Here is an 18698-nt window from a genome sequence, read left to right on the forward strand (position 1 = left end):
CGCTTCTCAGGGTTGATCCCTTGAAGCTTCTAATTCTGGGTGAGTTGCAGTTATATTTGGGAAGTCTCCCACCATTGCTTCTCGTAGGGTCGGGAGAGTTTGATTCAGATGAATTACTGTATCCACCGTTTCCCAAGAAGGTGCAAAGACGGGAAGTGCTAGGGGACAAGCTTTCCAACTGCCCTGGACCGGAACGTGGAGTTGATGGCATAGCCCGCCACGTCTCCCCTCAGGAGTGTAGTGTTGACAACAACGACAAGCAGACGTTAACAGGTTTGAAGCTCCCATAGCAGGCTTCCTCGCTCAAGAATGATCCAATACCTATATTCTCGTATATCCTTGATCCCTGCCTATAATCCGTCATCCCTTATCCAGTATGCCTTAGAATCCGTTTTTATCGTTCAGGAAACTTTATAATTGTTTTATATTCTCTTCATATATAGATACAAACTTAGCTAATTTGTTAAAGAAATGTAAAGCATCGGGGATCCAGTTTAAAGACATCAAAACCAATTGGGGATCAATGCTAATTGATTGAATCCCCTATTCGTCTTGGCATTTATCAGGTGTCAGGAGTTCGGCAAAGCAAATGTGGCAAACAGACCAGCGTTGTAGTTCACCGGGAGGGGTGGGGGATTGACATCGAGGACATAGGGGCCAATGTTGCGATCGCCTTTGGATTTTGCTGGCCCAAATTTCCCAAGCAGCGATCGGCGTTTTCGGTGCAGCCACATCCTCAGATCCCCTCTGCTCAATAGTCCCAAATTCCCCATTAACCGGGATAGTGCTGGGATGTTGTTGAGTCTCCTTGGTTTCCGTCAAAGCACCCGCCGCCAAAAGATTAGACCCATCAGACCACTGAGCCGTGGAAAACTTGATATCATGCAAAGGATCACACAGCCACTGATTTAGGTGTCGGACAATTTGCTTACGCCTGAAGGTAAGCTCCTGAGTCCAAGCCGCGCTAGAAGTAGCTACCTGCAGAATATTTCGGTAAATCGTTATGGGTCGAGTATGAGCCTGTGCTGATTTTCCGACCACATCAGGCCAATGGCTAACTACTAGCTGAAACTGCTGTTGTTCCGGGGTGAAAATCCGGTCAGCAAAGGTATTTATAATCTGATCAATGGATTCAAAGTTCAATTAAAATCAACCCCATTTTCCAGGAATTTTGTTATGAGCCAATCTTCTCAAATTGAAACTACCTCCTCCCCCCCCCAACTACAACCAGTCCTCCAATCGGTTTTGGAAAGCCTAGACGTAAAACTAGAGCAGGAACTAACCCGCTATCGGCGATATAGAAGGCAATCTCAATCTGATAATCAGCAGCCTAGGGAGCCATCTAATAACCAATCGCAATCATTTCCAGGTGCGATCGCTCCTCCTGTCAGAACTCCAGAATTACCCGCAAGTCAAGCAGAACCACAGCGCCCCCCCACAGGCTGGGAATCAGTCGTCTTACCAGAACCCGCTCCCATTGTTCCCCATAGCCAAAACCAAACAACAGCCAACGGCAATGGTTCCAGCGTCGAAACCTCAAGCGCCACCTCACCGTTAGGCTACCTGGAATCGACCGAAAAACTGATTAGCAGCATCGAAAAACGTGCCGAATATAGAAAACAGCAACGCAGTCAAAGTTGGACTAATAGATTATTTACCCCCTTGGGGATGGTCTCTATGCTGCTGCTGTTTATTTCTAGTGCCATTTTAGGCTATGTCGTCACAGGTGGTGCCGGCTTGCAAATACTAGGCTTCAATCGTCTGTTTAGGGATTCTATGACTCCTACTTCTGAGCCAATGGATGCCAACAGAGTAGAACCGACATCTCCTAACCTGGCTACCCAGGAGTTTGTGGAGTTAGATCTCAATACCCTCAGTACCATCAATCCTAATCCTAACCCCCCTACCACTGCACCCCAAGCCGCTCCACTAGATGGCAGCGCAACACCTCCCCCCGCTCCATCTCCGTCTGTGGTGATTCCCACTGGTCCTGGACTTAATAACCTATCCCAGGAACTGTTACCTCAACCTGTCGCACCTACACCCGCACCCGCAGCACCCGCAGCACCCGCAGCACCCGCAGCACCCGCAGCACCCGCAGGCGGAACTACCCCCCAAGCTAATACTCCCACCCCGGCGAATACTCCCACCCAGGTTAATGCTAATCCTGTGAGGGCTGAAGATGGATTCTATTATGTGGTAACAGATTACGACAATGATGCCAAGCTAGAAACAGTGCGCCGAGTGGTTCCTGATGCCTACATCCGCAGATTTAAAACAGGTGTCAAAATTCAAATGGGTGCTTTGGGTGATGCGGAATCGGCTAAACTCCTCGCTGAAGAATTACGAGCCGCAGGAATTGCCGTTCAATTTGATACCCCATCACCAGGAGAGTAATCTTAACCATGGTTCACATGATAAGCCCTCCTGGTAACTCCGAGGTATTAATACCAGTAGAACCCACTTAATTGCTGATCATTTTCGGGGAACGAAAGGCTACAATAAGGACAGGTTAACCTGCTAGGTATTGCTGCTATCTGTGGATAGTATCATGCTTCGCGCCTGTCCGTTGACCATCTCTGAATATTGGTCAAGTGTTCACCTTTTCAGGTCATAATAAATGCAACTCCTGAATCAAGTTTGGCAGATGGTTGGCTCCCATGTTAGCCGCCTATTTAACCAAACTAAAGATCCTGACCAACTGCTCAAGGAAGCTATAGACCAAATGCAGTCAGATCTAGTTCAACTACGACAGATCATAGCTGATACCCGTAGCACCCAAAAACAAATAGAACAGGATTATATTGATGCTGAAAAAAGTGCCCAGGAGTGGCACAAAAGGGCTCAGTTGGGTCTGAAAAAGGGTTCTGAATCGGTAGCACGGGAGGCTCTAATTAGAAGGAAATCTTACTTACATACAGCTAGTCAGATGCAAGAACAGTTGCAGATACAGCAACAAATTTTGGCACAACTTAAATCTAATTTACGAGAACTCTCGGAGCGTGCAGCTAATGCTAAAACTCAGCGGGATCTGTATCGGTCTAGATCCTATTCTCTGGAGGCTTACCAACGTTTGAATGAAATGGAGGAAAGCCTTGATTATACTAGGATTATAGACCGCCTTGAGGAGCGAGCTATTGAATTAGAAGTGCGATCGCAAGAATTAATCAGCCGGGGAGATGAATACAACTATGATAACTATTCTGATGCCGAAATTGAAGCTGAGTTAAATGCTATGAAAGCTCAAATCCGATGGCGATCGCATTGACCATCAAATCCTATCAATATTTCACGGGTTCAGTTTAGACATCTTGGGAGGCACTACTAATCAATCATGCGCTTATTTATTATCCCCCCTATACCCAAGTTATCTTTACGTCTAGTCTTAATTGTCCCTTTTTTGCTACAAATTACCATAGCTTTCGGATTAACAGGATGGTTATCTTATCGGAATAGAACCCGCGCGATGAATGACCTAGCTACCCAGTTACAAGTTGAGGTTAGTAACCGGATTAAACAGGAAATGAATACCTATCTGGAAACTCCTCACTTGATTAATCAAATTAATGTTGATGCTATCAATCAAGGGTTAATTTCCATAGATAACATTCCCGCACTAGAACGCTATCTATGGACACAATTACAGCAGTTCCCCACCGCCAGCTATATTGGTATGGGTATGGAAAACGGGGATTATATTGGCGCGGGACGCTATGATGATGGTTCTATTGAATTTGATATTTTAGCTGATAGCACTAATCGTCAGTTAGAAAAATGGTTAACAGATGATCAGGGGAACCGAACTGAGTTGGTGAGTTCCCGGGATAATTATGATCCTAGAGTTAGACCTTGGTATCTGGTCGCGGTGGAGGCGGGTAAGCCGGTTTGGAGTGAGATTTATGGGTATTTTGGCTCCCAAGCCTTAGTGGTTTCTGCTAATCGACCAATTAATGATCCGGAAGGAAATTTACTAGGTGTAGCCAGCAGTGACCTAACTTTAAAGCGAATTAGTGAGTTTCTCGGTACCTTAGAAATTGGCAAAACCGGACAAACATTTATTGTGGAACGTAATGGTTATTTGGTGGGAACTTCTACCCTAGAAAAAACCTTTATTACTGATGAAGAAAATCGCGACACTGAAAGAATTTTAGCAGCGGAAAGCAGTGACATAATGACCAGAGAAACTGCCCGATATTTGGCTAATAAATTAGCTTATATTAGTCAAATAGATAATCACGATCGCCTCAGTTTTTATGCTAGTAGTCGGCGAGAGTTTGTCCAGGTAACTCCCATGATTGACCCTAGGGGAATTGATTGGTTAATTGTGGTGGTGGTTCCCGAAGCGGATTTTATGGAACAGATCCATGAAAATACCCGCATCACAATTTTATTATTTATGATGGCGTTAGTGTTAGCGATAATTTTGGGTATTCTGACTGCTAGATGGATTAGTGAACCGATTTTACGCCTCAGTGAAGCCTCCAGTGCTATTGCTAGTGGCGCTCGTAATGCTACCGCTAGTGCTGAGTTAAATCAAAAGGTAAAAGTTGAGAAGATCCGAGAATTGGGGATGTTATCTGAATCCTTTAATATGATGATACAGAATTTGCGGGATTCATTTATTGCGCTAGAAAATACTAACCGAGAATTAGAACAACGGGTGTTAGAAAGGACGGCGGCGCTGCTTCAAGAAAAGGAGCGATCGGAAGAGTTATTACTTAATGTTTTACCTAAGCCTATTGCAGACCAGTTGAAAGCCAATAAAAAAGCTATAGCTTCTGCTATTGAAGAAGTGACTATTTTATTTGCTGATATTGTGGGATTTACTCCCCTATCGGCGCGGATGAACCCCATTGAGTTAGTCAGTTTACTTAATGAAATGTTTTCGATTTTTGATAACCTAGCCGAGAAACATAAATTAGAGAAGATTAAAACCATTGGCGATGCTTATATGGTGGTGGGAGGTTTACCACTACCGCAAGATAATCATGCGGAGGCGATCGCTGATATGGCTTTAGAAATGCAAGCAGCAATGAAGCAGTTTCAAGGTAGTTATTTAGTGGGTTCAGAATCCTTCCAAATTCGCATTGGTATCAATACCGGAGCCGTGGTAGCTGGGGTAATTGGGATTAAAAAATTTATTTATGATTTATGGGGAGATGCGGTTAATATTGCTTCCCGCATGGAATCATCAGGAACACCGGGTTCTATTCAAGTCACCGAGGAAACCTACAATCGCCTGAAGAAGAATTATATATTTAAAGAACGCGGTCCTATTCCGGTCAAAGGAAAAGGACAGATGACTACTTATTGGTTATTGGGGAAAAAACCAGTAGTAGATATTTCCTCATGATTACCATCTATCTATCAGTTAATATCCTGATCCTCAATTATCGATTTAACCGCATTAGATTGACTAAGGACATAAACACCAGCCACAGTTATTTCAACGGGAATCGTACCCAGTAAACTAGGGCTTGGGGCGAGTAATTTACCATTATACTGATTCAGAATAGGCTTAATCTGATTAAGGGAACTTTCCGCCGCCTTTTGTGTAGCAACCATTTCAGCTTTTCGCTGTTCAGGAGATAGACGTGGCGATCGCTGATGATTTGATGGGGGAACCTGGAGGAAAACCAAAACCCGGATTTTTTCCTGAGACTTGAGACGCGCCAAACGAGCAGCAAATTCGGGGCTAATTTTCATATCGCGGTTCTCCCTAACACAAATGTTTAATGGGGTTAATGGGGGGAGCGCTGCTGGGTTAGCATCTCCTAGCACCACCCCCAGCAAAGTCAATCCAATTATGCCGTATGGGATCATCACAATTACCCCCCCTAACTAATATGATAATTAAACCTATTTCAGAGCTTGTAGAGCTTCCCAGGGCTTAATTAACCCCCATCCCCAACGGTTATCCGGGCGCATTTGTTCTCCCCCAGGATGTTCGGCGGTTTCTCGCAACACTTCCACAATTTTACTCACCGGAACATCAGGTTGTGCAGCTAACAATAGCGCCACCACTCCAGCCACGTGGGGAGTCGCCATAGATGTACCATCCATATAAGTATACTCAAAAGACCCATTAGCCTGTTTAGTGGGAGGAACAGCCGAATAAACCTGAGCCCCAGGGGCTGATACATCAGGCTTAGTCACTAAGCGGTTAGGAGCATCATCTGGAAATACTAAACTTGCGCCACTGCTAAAAAATGTAATTCCCAGTTCAGAATTAGGGAGCATTTCCACCGCGCCGATAGAGAAAGCATTATGAGCATTTCCTGGACAGCTAGTATTACCATGATTTTCGTTACCGACCGCCACCACTGGGAGAACATCATATTGATTGATCAGCATATCGAAAACCTGAGCAAACAGAGGCTCATAGTAACTCATACCCAAGGACATATTAATCACATCTGCCCCATTCTCAATTGACCAGGAAATACCCTCAATTAAGGTTCGCAGGGTGGCATTACCAATCAGAACCCCTCCCGCCAGTAAGTCAGCTTCTGGGGCGACACCAATTGAAACCCCACTTTCCGTTTTACCACCAGCCACAGTACCACAAACGTGGGTTCCATGATTTCCACCGTCAAAGGAAGGGGTAGCGGTAATTCGTCGCCCTAAAGGGTCGATGACTACAAACCCTTTCACCCGGTCTTTTAAGGCTGGATGATCTCCATGTACTCCCGTATCGAGAACGGATACTGTAACTCCTTTCCCTTTGGTTTTTTCCCACATTTTGGGAATTTCTAAGAGTTCTAATCCCCAGGTTAATTTGTTGTTTTCTTCCTGTCTCCGTAATTGTTGATAGTCAATGGCGCTAGGTTCAATTAATTTGATTTTTTGGTTGGGTAAAACCACTACCACTCCTGGCTGTTCCACTAAAGCTGGTAAAGTCTCTGCGGTCACTTCTACTGTAGCAATGGGTAATGCACCTGAACCAATAGCAGATACATTGAAGTTTTGACCGACAGCACTTTTATAACTGGCTGCTAGTTTACTAACTTCGGCTTGGTGACTGGTGGCCGTTTGCTGGATAGTATTAAATCTTTGTTGAGAGTCACGCGGCGCGATATTTGTGGGGTATTGTCCCTGGAAAATTACGATCGCATCTTGTTTCCCTTGGGGGTCGGTGTTGGATAAAAACGGAGCAAAAGCTGGTGAAATTTTGGGGTTAATGGTCATTATCTTATGTCCTGTGAATTGATTTAAATTGCCTAGGTAGACAGGTTCACTAATCTGGTTTAGGATGACCCTGGTAATCGTGAAACCATTGCCTACCCCTTTGACTATTTGACCCCAGTTTACTCAGATAGTGACATCTGGGGTGAAGGGTTCCTCCCTGATACATTTACGCGACATTTATCCGGCTATTGCCTGACAATGCGACGATAGCACTATTACCCGTTAAGGTAACAGAGGCGGTATCCCGCAAAGCTTTTAGAAAGATTCCAAAAGCACCGTTCCAGTCCCTGGGTAGAGTGAACCCGCACTCAGGACATCGGAACACTTTTGAGCCACCTAGCTGGGAATGCACATGACCACAGTGAGTACAGGTTTTGCTGGTGTATTCTTCCGTCACATCTACAACTGTGCTTCCAGTTATCTCGGCTTGATGTCTCAGGGTTAGTTTGAATCGATAATGCGCCCATGTCAGCATGGCGCGGGCAGTCTTGGATTTGATTTTCCGCTTGGCTTTGGCAACCATGTTGGAAGTCTCGAAGGTCGGCAGAAAAATTATGCTGTAGTTGTGAGTCAAGTAGTGAGCAATTTGTTTGTGGGCTTCATCAACTAGATTGCGGATTTTGGTTCTCATTCGTTGAGCCGCTTGCCTCATCCGTCGCCTTCTTGAACGACAGGGTTCCTTGGCGATTCGGCTCATCAAATCATCCAAATGTTGACATAGCCTAGTAATGCGTCCAATATCCTCGGAGCCCAATTCCAGAAATCGAGAGCCATCAAACCCAGTTATGAAAGTTCGCACACCCGGGTCTAATGCAATTACGCCATTCGCTTCAGTTGGGGTAACGGCAACTGGTTCAGGGAAAATCGCCAACCATCGACCTTTGGTAAACACCAACTGAGTCCCTTGCCCGCAAGTTTTAGGGATGGGTTCGGAAACCATGAAAGTTAATCCTTTCGTTAGTCTTGGATACCAACTCCCTGAAGAGAAATTAGTATTATTGAACTTAATCCCTTGAGAGCTGTCACGACAACTTCTAAACCTGGCATCAGGACTGGCGCTCAAAGCCTGATAGGCATCAAAGATGGCATTTTGCCGAATGTGGCAGGGTGTTTCTTTGACCCATTCGGGTAAGTCACTCTGCATCACTTTATTGCGTAACTTTAACTTGCTTAGTCGTTTACCACTCCTAGATAATGCAATTGCTTGGTTGTAGCAATACCTACAAGCAGCCAGCCATTGGCGCCAGACTTGATTTAGCTCGGGGCTGGGGTAAATCCGGATCTTCTTTGACCTGAGTTTTGTATTTACGCACTCCGTATAATCGGGAACTGAAGCAGTGGAGGATGGCGAGGATGTCCTCAACCATTTCTCGTTCTGGACTGAGACTTGTCTGGTTGAGAACCATGAGTGAACACCTGTTTTGCTCACAGAGCCATCGAAACAAGTCAAATCCCCATATTGCCAATCGGTCTTGGTGGGCAACGACAACCATGCGGACATCTCCTGACAAATGATGTCCCAGTAAGGCCAGCATTTTCTTTCCCTTGAAGTTGAGCCCGCCTCCGATTTCTGAGACGACTTCTGCTTCGGGGTAGAGGTTGGACAGTGCGGCCACCTGTCGGGTGAGGTCGGACTGCTGGGCGCGGCTACTAACTCTGGCATAGATAACGACTTTGCGTTTGTCACTGCCTGATATGGAATCAGAATATGACTCAACGTTGTATCGTCGTTGCCCAGCGGGGGTTCTGATGGTGTCGATTGAGCCATTGTCGTCCCATCTGCGGAGTGTTCTTTCATGGACTCCAAGGATTTTGGCCGCTTCCTTGGGTTTGACATATCTGGCAATAGGTTTATCCTCAACCCTTCTCGCTTATTATACCGTATTGCCCTAAAATATTAACCGAATTTGTGATTAAATCATGCTCTTGTGGTTGTCAGTCCTCAAGTTCACTCACCCGTCAACCATTTCCGGCAAGGTTGAGATTTTAGCTGTCAGATACTGTGGCAATGCAGTCTATTTCTACCAGTACATCTTTGGGTAATCTGGCTACTTCTACGCAGGCACGAGCGGGAGCATTTTCGGAATCGAAAAATTTTGCATAAATTTCATTTACGCTGCTAAAATGGCTCATATCCTTGAGGAAAATGGTGGTTTTGACTACTTCTGACCAACTGCTTTTGGCGGCGGTAAGGATGGCTTCTAGGTTCGCCATTACCTGTTTGGTCTGTTGTTCAATATCTCCTGAACCGATGAGTTGATTGCTTTCTGGATCGATCGCAATTTGGCCGGACACAAATACCATACCATTGACGATCACTGCTTGGCTATAAGGCCCCACAGGAGCAGGGGCGCGATTGGTGCAGATGATTTGACGCTTCATATTTGGGGTAGTTATCACTACTATTGTTGATCTTACATTACACCTGCTCGTCAATATGCGATCGCCCGTTTTGAGATTTTCATCTTCCCGAAATTGCCGGAATCATTGCCCGGATCAACAACACAGTATAAAATCACTCGATGAGGGAATTATTGCCGGGTAATATTTCCCAACCTACCGCAGTGGCAGTTAACTCGAAATGACCATGATTGATGAAGGTGTTATCAAATATCAATGTAATTGGATAGAGGCTGAACCCTTAGCCTCACCCGTCTTAGGGGAGTTGATGTATTGGCGCGATCGCTTATATTCTTTAGGACTAATTGGAGTCTATGACAATGGCATTGGGTTTGGTAATGTCAGTGTGCGTGTGGGAAACTCCCGGGAATTTATCATCACCGGAACCCAAACCGGACACCTAGCCCATTTAACTCCCCAACATTATACCCTGGTTTACGATTTTAGTTGGCCGGAAAATTGGATCACCTGTCGCGGTCCGATTAAAGCCTCATCAGAAGCCTTAACCCATGCTGCCATATATAGCCATCAACCTCAAATTACGGCGATCGCCCATGTTCATCATCCCCAAATTTGGCAGAAATTGATGTTTAAAGTTCCTACCACTAACCCTAATGTTCCCTATGGAACCCCGCAAATGGCAGAGGAAATGTTCCGTTTATTCGCCGTGGAAAATCTAGCCGATCAGCGAATTTTAGTCATGGGAGGACATGAAGACGGCTTTTTGAGTTTTGGTCAGAATTTGGCAGAAGCTGGGGAAGTTCTGCTAGAATGGGTTAACATATATCCGACAAGATAACTATAGTTGGAGTCTTATGCAAAGACGTTCTATCGATTCTTTGGAAATTAATCGTCGCGCAGTACAACTTTTTGATGCTGCCTCTAACCGCTATAAAATTACTGTTCAGGTGGCTAAACGCGCCAAGCAGTGCCGCTACGAGGATTTTGATAATTTTGACGACAACCTGATGAAGCCAGTTATGCGGGCTATTGTGGAAATGTCCGATGAGTTAAGCCAACCGGAAATTATTGTCGATCGCTAAAGTTTCATGAGACCAAGTTCAACACGGCGCGCGCCATATCCTAGACTCGTTGCATTAGCAGTGGCGAGTCTGATCATATTCACAGCGATCGCTACTTTGACCAAATCTCCGACCCGCGCCCAAATTCCCCCCCAGGAGTCCTCGCAATTAGCCCAAGGGGGAATGTTGCGGGTGCGTGATGTCTGGCAACAGGTATATGAGCTTTTACCAGACCTACCCAAGGAAAATCACCACATTTCCACCGAAACCGGAGAACCTGCCGAAGATAACACCCTAATTGATCGGCTAATTCGCTATCACGTTTATATCCAAAATCGCCCTACCCAATTTCGCCTAGACTGGAAACTGACCCTGGCTGATTATTTAGGTGCTAATCAAATAATGAGACCTGAGCAATACCCCCGCGCTCGTGTTTTGCAGGAAAATCCCCTAGAGGGAGACAAAAAGGCGATCGGCACTTTGAATAGACAACAACGGGATGCCTTAGTTGATGTTCTGGTGGGGATATTTAATCCTAGCGCGGCTAATGCTGTATCAGAAAGACAACCCCCAGCAGACACGCCGCCAATACCTCCCCCATCAAATGATGCTGGTGATAATGGCCGTTTTTCCCTCCCTCGCCTTCCCCAGCCGGGAGACTCAGAATTGTTGCTTCCTTAGTTGAGTTAACAAATGGACAAAATTTTGAGAAAAGGGGTCGGCTGGCGGTTAGGCTGGGACCCCAACGCCTCCGAGTTTAAAGGGTTAGTCGGGGGAGAAGGATGGGCGGTTGAGTTAACGGAACCGGAATTAGATGATTTGTGTCGTCTGTGTGGACAACTCGCCGACACCGTTAGTGAAATAGCTGCGGAAATTATGGACTCCGAACGCCTCGCCTGTGAAGCTGAAAGCGATCGCCTTTGGGTACAGCTAGAAGGCGTACCCCACGCCTACAGCCTAGAGTTTATCCTTAGTAACGGGCGGCGCTGTGAGGGCAGTTGGCCGCCGGAGGCAGTCCCGGAACTCCTGGCCGCCATGAAAATTTTAAAAATGTTCTAAAAAGTTGTTGGAAATTTCGATTATGTGTGTTATGATGGTGAAGCACATCGGGGCGTAGCGCAGCTTGGTAGCGCACCACTTTGGGGTAGTGGGGGTCGTGGGTTCAAATCCCGCCGCTCCGATTTTACTTAAACCCTTATCCTAAGGGCGATCGACGGGAACACTTAACCGGGTAGTCGCTCTGTTGCAGACAATTTGCAGACAATTTGCACCTAGCATAGGGGTAGAAACTATTGTAACTCAATCGAACCAAGTTGGAAGAGATGAAACGGACGCTGTTTGCAATTATTGTAGGTGTGTTGATCGCGGTCACTTTTTTGGTAGTCCCGCCCGCAGTTGCTGCTACAAATGCGGTTACGGGAGGACAAGGTAACCCGACAACTAAGCCAGTTGTCAACCAGACAGCAAGGAAAAGAACAGACAATTTGCGGGCTAAATGTGACCCTTCCTATCCTGATATTTGCATCCCACCTTACCCACCAGACCTCAATTGTAAGGATATCTCAGATCGCAAGTTTCGGGTGATCGGTTCTGACCCCCATAAGTTCGATCGCGATCGAGATGGAATTGGCTGCGAGAATTAGCCATTAGTCCTATCTAAAAACCTATGCTCTAACTTGACTGTTAATTAAGCCCACGATTGACTAATGCTTAAAAATATCATCGAACTGCATTAAATCTAAGGTTACAATAGTCGGCAAACATTGGAAACAATCCAGGGCTAAATCCCAGCGTTCCTCACGCTTGAGCATCTGAATTAACTTATCTTTAGCTGATAGTAAATATCGCACATCATTAGCTGCATAATTAAGCTGATTTTCCGATAAATTTGCAGCATTTCCCCAATCGGAACTTTGAGAAGATTTATCTAATTCCACCCCCTCCAATTCCATGATTAAATCTTTTAAGCCATGTTTCCCAGTATAAGTCCTGGCTAATTTACTGGCAATTTTAGTACAAAATACTGGGTTAACTTCAATCCCCAGATTATGGCGCAAAGTAGCGACATCAAACCGGGCGAAGTGAAAAACCTTGAGGATATTAGCAGTTTCTAAAAGGGTTTTTAAATTGGGTGCTTCCCTTTGTCCGCGTTCAATCCGAATCGCCACCACCTGTCCTTTCGGGTCACAAATTTGCACCAAACAGAGGCGATCGCGCCCAGGTAATAAACCCATAGTTTCCGTATCGATAGCCAAAGCCTCAGCTGCCATGAACTCCGAAAGACGAGAATCACTCAAATCGCGATCGCACACCTGAAAATCATTCATAATAACTCACCCCTCTGGTGTATTTAACCATCCATCCTCTCAGCGAGGGCGGACAAAAATCTGGGTAAAATAATACTCACCCTTAGCATTCCTCGCCACCCCAATTCCGGTTAAAGAATAATCGCCGATCATATTTTTATGATGACCCGGACTATCAATCCAACCCTTAACCGCCTGTTTTACCGGATCAGCATAACCAGAATTATAGGCAAGATTTTCAGCAATTTGGCGGAAGCGGATCTGACTACCGATCGCATCAAACCTTTCTCTTGAACCATCATGGCTAAACCGAACCCGTCCCGCCGCCATATCCTCCGAATGACGACGAGACTCATTACTGATACGAGAGTCAAGTTGTAGAGGTGACAAACCTCGGCTTTGGCGGTACTCATTCACCTGTTGATGAACCTGTCGTTCCAAACTAGCAATATCTCTGGTAGAAGCAATCACAGAACTTGAGGGATTAACAACTGATAAAAAATCCACTTCCGGGAAGAAATGATAACCCAAGATTAACCCCATTCCCACAGAAGCCAAAGCCATTAAATTGCGTGTCATAGTCAAATCTCTGAATCGAGAAACTTAGCTACAGTTTGCACATCCTTATCACCCCGTCCCGAACAATTGAGAACAATATTAGGGCTACCTTCCAGTTGAGGACAGAGAGTTTCTAAATAAGCGATCGCATGGGAAGTTTCCAAAGCCGGAATAATTCCCTCCAACTGGGATAAACGCTGAAAAGCATCTACCGCCTCTCGGTCAGTAACGCTGTAATATTCAGCCCGTTGGGTATCCTTCAAATAACTGTGTTCCGGTCCCACTCCCGGATAATCCAACCCCGCGCTAATAGAATGTGCTTCAATAATCTGACCATCATCATCCTGCAATAGATAACTCATAGCGCCATGTAGAACCCCCACACGCCCATGAGTTAGGGTGGCGGCGTGTTTTCCAGTCTCCACACCAGAGCCGGCTGCTTCTACGCCAATTAGACGCACAGAGGACTCATTAACAAATTCATGAAACAATCCCATAGCATTAGACCCACCACCCACGCAGGCGAGCAGAATATCTGGTAAACCACCCCATTTCTCTAAACACTGGGCGCGGGTTTCCCGACCAATTACCCCATGAAAATCTCGCACCATCATTGGGTAAGGATGGGGACCTGCTACCGAACCCAAGATATAGTGGGTAGTTTCCACATTTGTCACCCAGTCCCGAATCGCCTCAGAAGTGGCATCCTTGAGGGTTCCGGTTCCCGCTGCCACCGGTCTGACTTCTGCCCCTAATAGCCTCATTCTAAACACATTCAGGGCTTGGCGTTCCATATCCTGTACGCCCATATAGATTACACAGTCTAAGCCGTAGCGGGCGCAAACCGTAGCGGTAGCGACTCCATGTTGACCCGCCCCAGTTTCCGCAATAATCCGTTTTTTGCGCATTTTGCAGGCTAGGAGAGCTTGGGCGAGGGCGTTGTTAATTTTATGAGCGCCAGTATGGTTGAGGTCTTCCCGTTTTAAGTAGATTTTCGGACCGCTACCGTCAGGTCTAGCATAGCGATCGCTTAAACGGGGGGCAAAATACAGGGGACTCGGTCGCCCTACATAGTCCCGGAGTAAGTCTTCTAGTTCCCTTTGGAAGTCGCGATCGCTCACATAATGTTTAAAAGCCGCTTCCAGTTCCGCCAAAGCTGGCATTAAAGTTTCCGGGACATATTTACCACCAAATTGCCCAAACCGTCCTACAGATGGGTCAATTACTGGATTGGGGTTCGTTGAGGAGTTGGAATGTAGGGGAGTGGTTGTCATGAACAGGGGATTAATTTTCAGTACATCCAATGATTATAAGCCCTTCGAGACAGGTTGCACAATCGCCCTAGGAGTTGATATTTGTCTGTACACCCAAGCTATTTCCGACATAAGTTTGTCGGACACAGCCCACAATACTTGTCTGAATCGCAGCTAAAATCATTAAGCGAGATTTTTATATGCCCTACCATGCTCAAACATAGTGACTTTTCCCAAATAGACCAGACCATTCGCGTCCAAATTCTGAGCGAAGCACTCCCCTATATCCAAAAATTTGCTGGTCGTACCATTGTCGTTAAATATGGCGGCGCAGCCATGAAAGACAGTAACCTTAAAGATACTGTCATGCGAGATATTGTGCTGCTGTCCTGTGTGGGTATTCGGCCAGTGGTCGTACATGGTGGAGGCCCAGAAATCAATACCTGGTTAGGGAAACTGGGAATTGAACCCCAATTCAAAAACGGCTTACGGGTCACAGATGCCCCCACAATGGATGTAGTCGAAATGGTACTCGTGGGGCGAGTCAATAAAGAAATTGTCTCCCTCATCAATCAGGTAGGAGGTTTAGCAGTAGGATTATGTGGTAAAGATGCTAACCTGATCCGCGCTCGTCCCCAGGGTGAAGAGGGCATAGGATTTGTGGGAGAGGTAACCAGTATTGATACCAAGTTACTAGAATCCTTAGTTGATGGCGGTTATATACCTGTAGTGTCCAGCGTAGCATCTGATGAAACAGGTCAAGCCTACAATATCAATGCTGACACTGTTGCTGGTGAAATCGCCGCCGCTTTAGGGGCAGAAAAATTGATTTTGCTCACCGACACAGCCGGAATTTTAGAGGACTACCATAAACCCGAGACCCTAATCGCCAAGTTAGACATTCAGGAAGCCAGGGGACTGATTGAACGAGGAATTGTGGCTGGCGGTATGATTCCTAAAGTTACCTGCTGTGTGCGGAGTCTCGCCCAGGGAGTACGCGCCGCCCATATTATCGATGGTCGCCTTCCCCATGCCTTGCTTCAGGAAATCTTTACCGACGCGGGAATTGGCTCTATGTTAGTAGCCTCTGACCTTAAATACTAATAGCCAATCCCGTCACTTAATCATATAGCGGGCTATCTAGCCCGCACCCCGGAGAAGGGGCAACCCTTGTTGGCACGGTATGCCTCATCTGCACCGTAGCCCCAATTCGTCAATTAGGGCTACTGCCATTAGTGGTGGGTTGTTGACTATGCTTTAGGCTCAATACGAGCGTAGAAAGCACCACGGATTTTCACCTCAACAGCTTCTTTCGCACCTAAATCATTATCAGAAGGCTGTTCGCTTTCAAAAATGCCAGCAATTTCGCCAGTTTCGCCATCAACTTTAGCTACCTGTAGGGAAATATGACCAGCCTTAAACTTGGTATCAGCAAGTTTAACATTGGCATTAACATAATCTTCCTCGTCAGCAGTAGCAGGTAAAGCCACAGCATTATCATAACCAGAAGCCAAACCCCGTGCCTTCGGATCGAGGAAAGTAGACCCACGATAGGAAGGGACATTAAAATCCCCAGAGAAGTCGGTAGAAGTATTAATGCTAGTCAGTCCAGGTTGACTGGTGGCTACTAACCCTTTAATAGTGAATAGGAATGGCACTTGCTCACCACCAGGGAGTAAAACGGTAATGGGCTGAAAATCAATCCCATCTTTTTCAGTAAATTTCAGGCTGCCATCTGGCTGAAATTTCAAGAGACCGCGAACCTGGTCTAAGCTATAAGTGAAGCGAGTTAACAATCTGCCTGGTACAAACTCAGCCTCTTGTCGCTTATTAGCCGGTTCTTCTTTCACAAAGTAGCTAGTAGGTTGCAGACACAAGCCTGTAATTTCATAGGAAGCATTTTGGTCAAGGGGAATTGAACCCCGGGCGGTTTCAGGAAGACTCGGACAGTTAACCGCTAAACCAGTGTTCCGAATATCATCATAAGTTAGTAATGATGGATCTTTTGCGGATGGACTTTCAGAGCAAGCTGTGAGTACCGAAAGGCAAAATGCCAAGAATGTCGCCACTAAAGCGCGATATTTCATTTTCAACCTCAATATCCAAAATCGATATGTGACATAATTTTCTAGTTGGCAGAATCGACGCTCCCCGCTCCCTAGATTGAGCGAGTCACCTGATCCCACCCCATTTATATGGGGGCTGTCCAATACAGCATTTTACCCTGATTACGACTTTTTTGTTACCAGAAGTACAAATTTATCGGCTTTAAGTGTTTTTACCTGGGTTTATTTACGGATTTAAGCGGAAATTGGTAGCAGGTTAGATCTATGATGAAATCGTGAACAAGCATAATCATAATAGGAAATTATGGAGCAGGAGACTGATTTTGAGGCTCAATTGCAGTTGTTGACCCAGAATATCCAGGATTTGACCGTCCAAGCTAATGATGACACCCTCATGCTGTTATCCCTATTGCGAACCTTAGAACAGCTTCACCAAAAAATCCGAGAAGATGTGTTTCAGAAGACTTTACCCAAGAACAGACAGGAACTTTATCATTTACTGCGCGAGATAGAAGCCCAAGGGGGATGGCCATATATTCCCCGTAAATCCCTAAGATTCATTTTGAAAAATCTGGATTTATCAACCCCCTCTGAGCCGGAGAATAAGGGGGCGTAGTGAGTATAGATGCGATTTTGGGGTCTTTTGAACGTTTTGGCATTAATCTGGGCTTAGAACGCATTACAGAGCTTATGGTGAGGTTAAATAATCCTCACTACCAAGTCCCTGTTTTGCATATTGCTGGAACTAACGGTAAAGGGTCGGTATGTGCCTATTTATCCTCAGTGCTGACGGAGGCGGGATATCGTGTGGGGCGCTATATTTCTCCCCATTTGGTCGATTGGACTGAGAGAATTTGTATCAATGGGGTTCCCATAGATAATCGGGATTTGCAGATTTTACTACAAGATGTGATCGGGGCTATTTCTTCTGATGAACTGTTACCTACTCAATTTGAGGTGATTACGGCTGCGGCTTGGCTTTATTTTGCCAGAGAGAAAGTCGATGTGGCGGTGATTGAGGTAGGCTTAGGGGGACGACTTGATGCTACTAATGTGATTGATCAGCCTTTGGTCAGTGTAATTACTAGCCTCAGTCGAGAACATTGGCAGCGCCTTGGTCCGACTTTGGCGGATATTGCTAGGGAAAAGGCGGGTATTCTTAAACGAGGATGTCCGGCGGTGGTGGGACCCCTTCCGCCGGAAGCGCGAAAAGTGGTGAACGATCGCCTTTTAACTCTTGGCTGTCCAACTACTTGGGTCGAACCAGCACAATTGCTCAAGTCTGACCCTTTTCACCCGGTAGCTAGTTATGGAAACTGCCAATATATTTTACCCATGCCCGGACAAGTTCAATTGCTCAACTCAGCTTTGGCGATCGCTGTTTTGGAGTCTCTCAAACAACAGGGTTGGGCGATTTCTGATACAGCTATAGTCGAGGGTATCGCTAAAACTCGCTGGCCGGGTCGTCTACAATGGATAAGTTGCCATGACAATCGCTCATTTTTGCTTGATGGAGCGCATAACCCGGCGGCGGCGGCGGCTTTGCGTGAATATGTGGATGAGTTGCAACAGAGGGGAACTGTTGATGGTCCGATTACCTGGGTAATGGGGATGTTATCGACTAAAGACCATGATGATATTTTCAGGGCTTTATTACATTCTGGCGATCGCTTACATTTAGTCCCGGTACCTGATCATAGTTCAGCGATACCGGAACAACTCGCCCACCTCGCCCACCAAATCTGTCCGCAACTGGGATCTTGTCAAACCCATAGCGATCCTATTGTAGGCTTAGAAACAGCTTTAGCTAATTCAGATAATAGTCTAGTAGTCCTGTGTGGTTCCCTATACTTAGTAGGTTATATCCTGAAAGCTGTCTCATCAGGTGGGGGAGGACATTAATAC

Annotated in this window: 21 protein-coding genes, 1 tRNA gene and 1 pseudogene; 12 read left to right on the forward strand and 11 right to left on the reverse strand. The window is 45.9% G+C overall.

Annotation, left to right across the window (positions count from 1 at the left end):
- Window positions 1-6: 6 nt before the first annotated feature.
- Both XZ46_RS29620 and XZ46_RS14795 read right to left on the reverse strand, forming a co-directional pair.
- The gene (locus XZ46_RS29620; RefSeq protein ID WP_006668788.1) at window positions 7-288 is read right to left on the reverse strand and encodes a hypothetical protein; all 282 of its coding nucleotides are present in this window, start codon (window positions 286-288) and stop codon (window positions 7-9) included.
- 255 nt (window positions 289-543) lie between these two features.
- Entirely contained in the window at window positions 544-1143 is a 600-nt protein-coding gene (locus XZ46_RS14795; RefSeq protein ID WP_006625100.1) for a DciA family protein, read from the reverse strand.
- Window positions 1144-1176: 33 nt separating this feature from the next.
- Here XZ46_RS14795 and XZ46_RS14800 point away from each other — a divergent pair, with 33 nt between their 5' ends.
- From XZ46_RS14800 to XZ46_RS14810, 3 genes are all read left to right on the forward strand, one after another.
- On the forward strand, window positions 1177-2397 hold the full coding sequence (locus tag XZ46_RS14800; RefSeq protein ID WP_006625099.1) for a hypothetical protein: 1221 nt from the start codon (window positions 1177-1179) through the stop codon (window positions 2395-2397).
- 223 nt (window positions 2398-2620) lie between these two features.
- Entirely contained in the window at window positions 2621-3268 is a 648-nt protein-coding gene (locus XZ46_RS14805; protein WP_006625098.1) for a PspA/IM30 family protein, read from the forward strand.
- Between the two features lie 66 nt (window positions 3269-3334).
- A complete protein-coding gene (locus XZ46_RS14810) occupies window positions 3335-5353 on the forward strand; it encodes an adenylate/guanylate cyclase domain-containing protein (protein ID WP_008051533.1) in 2019 nt (672 codons plus the stop codon).
- 14 nt (window positions 5354-5367) lie between these two features.
- On the opposite strand, the gene XZ46_RS14815 is transcribed toward XZ46_RS14810, so the two are convergent.
- The 5 genes and pseudogenes from XZ46_RS14815 to XZ46_RS14835 form a co-directional block, all read right to left on the reverse strand.
- A complete protein-coding gene (locus XZ46_RS14815) occupies window positions 5368-5706 on the reverse strand; it encodes a DNA primase (protein WP_228116347.1) in 339 nt (112 codons plus the stop codon).
- 153 nt (window positions 5707-5859) lie between these two features.
- The gene (locus tag XZ46_RS14820; protein ID WP_006668787.1) at window positions 5860-7188 is read right to left on the reverse strand and encodes a S8 family serine peptidase; all 1329 of its coding nucleotides are present in this window, start codon (window positions 7186-7188) and stop codon (window positions 5860-5862) included.
- Window positions 7189-7354: 166 nt separating this feature from the next.
- Window positions 7355-8422 carry an RNA-guided endonuclease InsQ/TnpB family protein gene (locus XZ46_RS14825; protein WP_369076469.1) on the reverse strand — a complete coding sequence of 356 codons (1068 nt, stop codon included), beginning with the start codon at window positions 8420-8422 and terminating at the stop codon, window positions 7355-7357.
- A gap of 37 nt (window positions 8423-8459) precedes the next feature.
- Window positions 8460-9035: pseudogene (locus tag XZ46_RS29625) on the reverse strand (IS607 family transposase); the annotation flags it as partial.
- Between the two features lie 139 nt (window positions 9036-9174).
- Entirely contained in the window at window positions 9175-9570 is a 396-nt protein-coding gene (locus XZ46_RS14835) for a RidA family protein (RefSeq protein WP_006625093.1), read from the reverse strand.
- Window positions 9571-9769: 199 nt separating this feature from the next.
- Between XZ46_RS14835 and XZ46_RS14840 the strand changes: the two genes are divergently transcribed.
- From XZ46_RS14840 to XZ46_RS14865, 6 genes are all read left to right on the forward strand, one after another.
- Complete coding sequence (locus tag XZ46_RS14840) at window positions 9770-10387, forward strand: class II aldolase/adducin family protein (protein ID WP_006625092.1); 618 nt, start codon at window positions 9770-9772, stop codon at window positions 10385-10387.
- Between the two features lie 16 nt (window positions 10388-10403).
- Window positions 10404-10631, forward strand: coding sequence for a DNA-directed RNA polymerase subunit omega (locus XZ46_RS14845; protein ID WP_006625091.1), 228 nt, complete (start codon window positions 10404-10406; stop codon window positions 10629-10631).
- A 60-nt stretch (window positions 10632-10691) separates the two neighbouring features.
- Window positions 10692-11291, forward strand: a complete 600-nt coding sequence (locus XZ46_RS14850; protein ID WP_228116348.1) for a hypothetical protein — start codon at window positions 10692-10694, stop codon at window positions 11289-11291.
- A gap of 12 nt (window positions 11292-11303) precedes the next feature.
- A complete protein-coding gene (locus XZ46_RS14855) occupies window positions 11304-11669 on the forward strand; it encodes a DUF1818 family protein (RefSeq protein ID WP_006625089.1) in 366 nt (121 codons plus the stop codon).
- Window positions 11670-11717: 48 nt separating this feature from the next.
- Window positions 11718-11791: transfer RNA gene (locus XZ46_RS14860), tRNA-Pro, on the forward strand.
- A gap of 141 nt (window positions 11792-11932) precedes the next feature.
- Entirely contained in the window at window positions 11933-12253 is a 321-nt protein-coding gene (locus XZ46_RS14865) for an excalibur calcium-binding domain-containing protein (protein WP_006668783.1), read from the forward strand.
- Window positions 12254-12313: 60 nt separating this feature from the next.
- On the opposite strand, the gene XZ46_RS14870 is transcribed toward XZ46_RS14865, so the two are convergent.
- The 3 genes from XZ46_RS14870 to trpB are packed head-to-tail and all read right to left on the reverse strand — an operon-like array spanning window position 12314 to window position 14748.
- On the reverse strand, window positions 12314-12937 hold the full coding sequence (locus tag XZ46_RS14870; protein WP_006625087.1) for a ribonuclease H-like domain-containing protein: 624 nt from the start codon (window positions 12935-12937) through the stop codon (window positions 12314-12316).
- A gap of 39 nt (window positions 12938-12976) precedes the next feature.
- Entirely contained in the window at window positions 12977-13495 is a 519-nt protein-coding gene (locus XZ46_RS14875) for a CAP domain-containing protein (RefSeq protein WP_006668782.1), read from the reverse strand.
- Window positions 13496-13497: 2 nt separating this feature from the next.
- Window positions 13498-14748 carry a tryptophan synthase subunit beta gene (trpB, locus tag XZ46_RS14880; protein WP_006668781.1) on the reverse strand — a complete coding sequence of 417 codons (1251 nt, stop codon included), beginning with the start codon at window positions 14746-14748 and terminating at the stop codon, window positions 13498-13500.
- A 189-nt stretch (window positions 14749-14937) separates the two neighbouring features.
- Between trpB and argB the strand changes: the two genes are divergently transcribed.
- Window positions 14938-15831 (forward strand): acetylglutamate kinase, encoded by an 894-nt coding sequence (gene argB, locus XZ46_RS14885; protein ID WP_006616814.1) that lies wholly within the window; start codon window positions 14938-14940, stop codon window positions 15829-15831.
- Between the two features lie 146 nt (window positions 15832-15977).
- On the opposite strand, the gene XZ46_RS14890 is transcribed toward argB, so the two are convergent.
- Window positions 15978-16814 (reverse strand): photosystem II manganese-stabilizing polypeptide, encoded by an 837-nt coding sequence (locus tag XZ46_RS14890; protein ID WP_006616815.1) that lies wholly within the window; start codon window positions 16812-16814, stop codon window positions 15978-15980.
- Between the two features lie 283 nt (window positions 16815-17097).
- On the opposite strand from XZ46_RS14890, the gene XZ46_RS14895 reads away from it, so the two are divergent.
- Entirely contained in the window at window positions 17098-17409 is a 312-nt protein-coding gene (locus XZ46_RS14895; RefSeq protein ID WP_008051543.1) for a hypothetical protein, read from the forward strand.
- On the forward strand, window positions 17409-18695 hold the full coding sequence (locus XZ46_RS14900) for a bifunctional folylpolyglutamate synthase/dihydrofolate synthase (RefSeq protein ID WP_006668780.1): 1287 nt from the start codon (window positions 17409-17411) through the stop codon (window positions 18693-18695). Before XZ46_RS14895 ends, XZ46_RS14900 begins: the two co-directional genes overlap by 1 nt.
- The last annotated feature ends 3 nt before the right edge of the window (window positions 18696-18698 follow it).

It is taken from the genome of Limnospira indica PCC 8005 (assembly GCF_000973065.1).
GTDB lineage: Bacteria > Cyanobacteriota > Cyanobacteriia > Cyanobacteriales > Microcoleaceae > Limnospira > Limnospira fusiformis.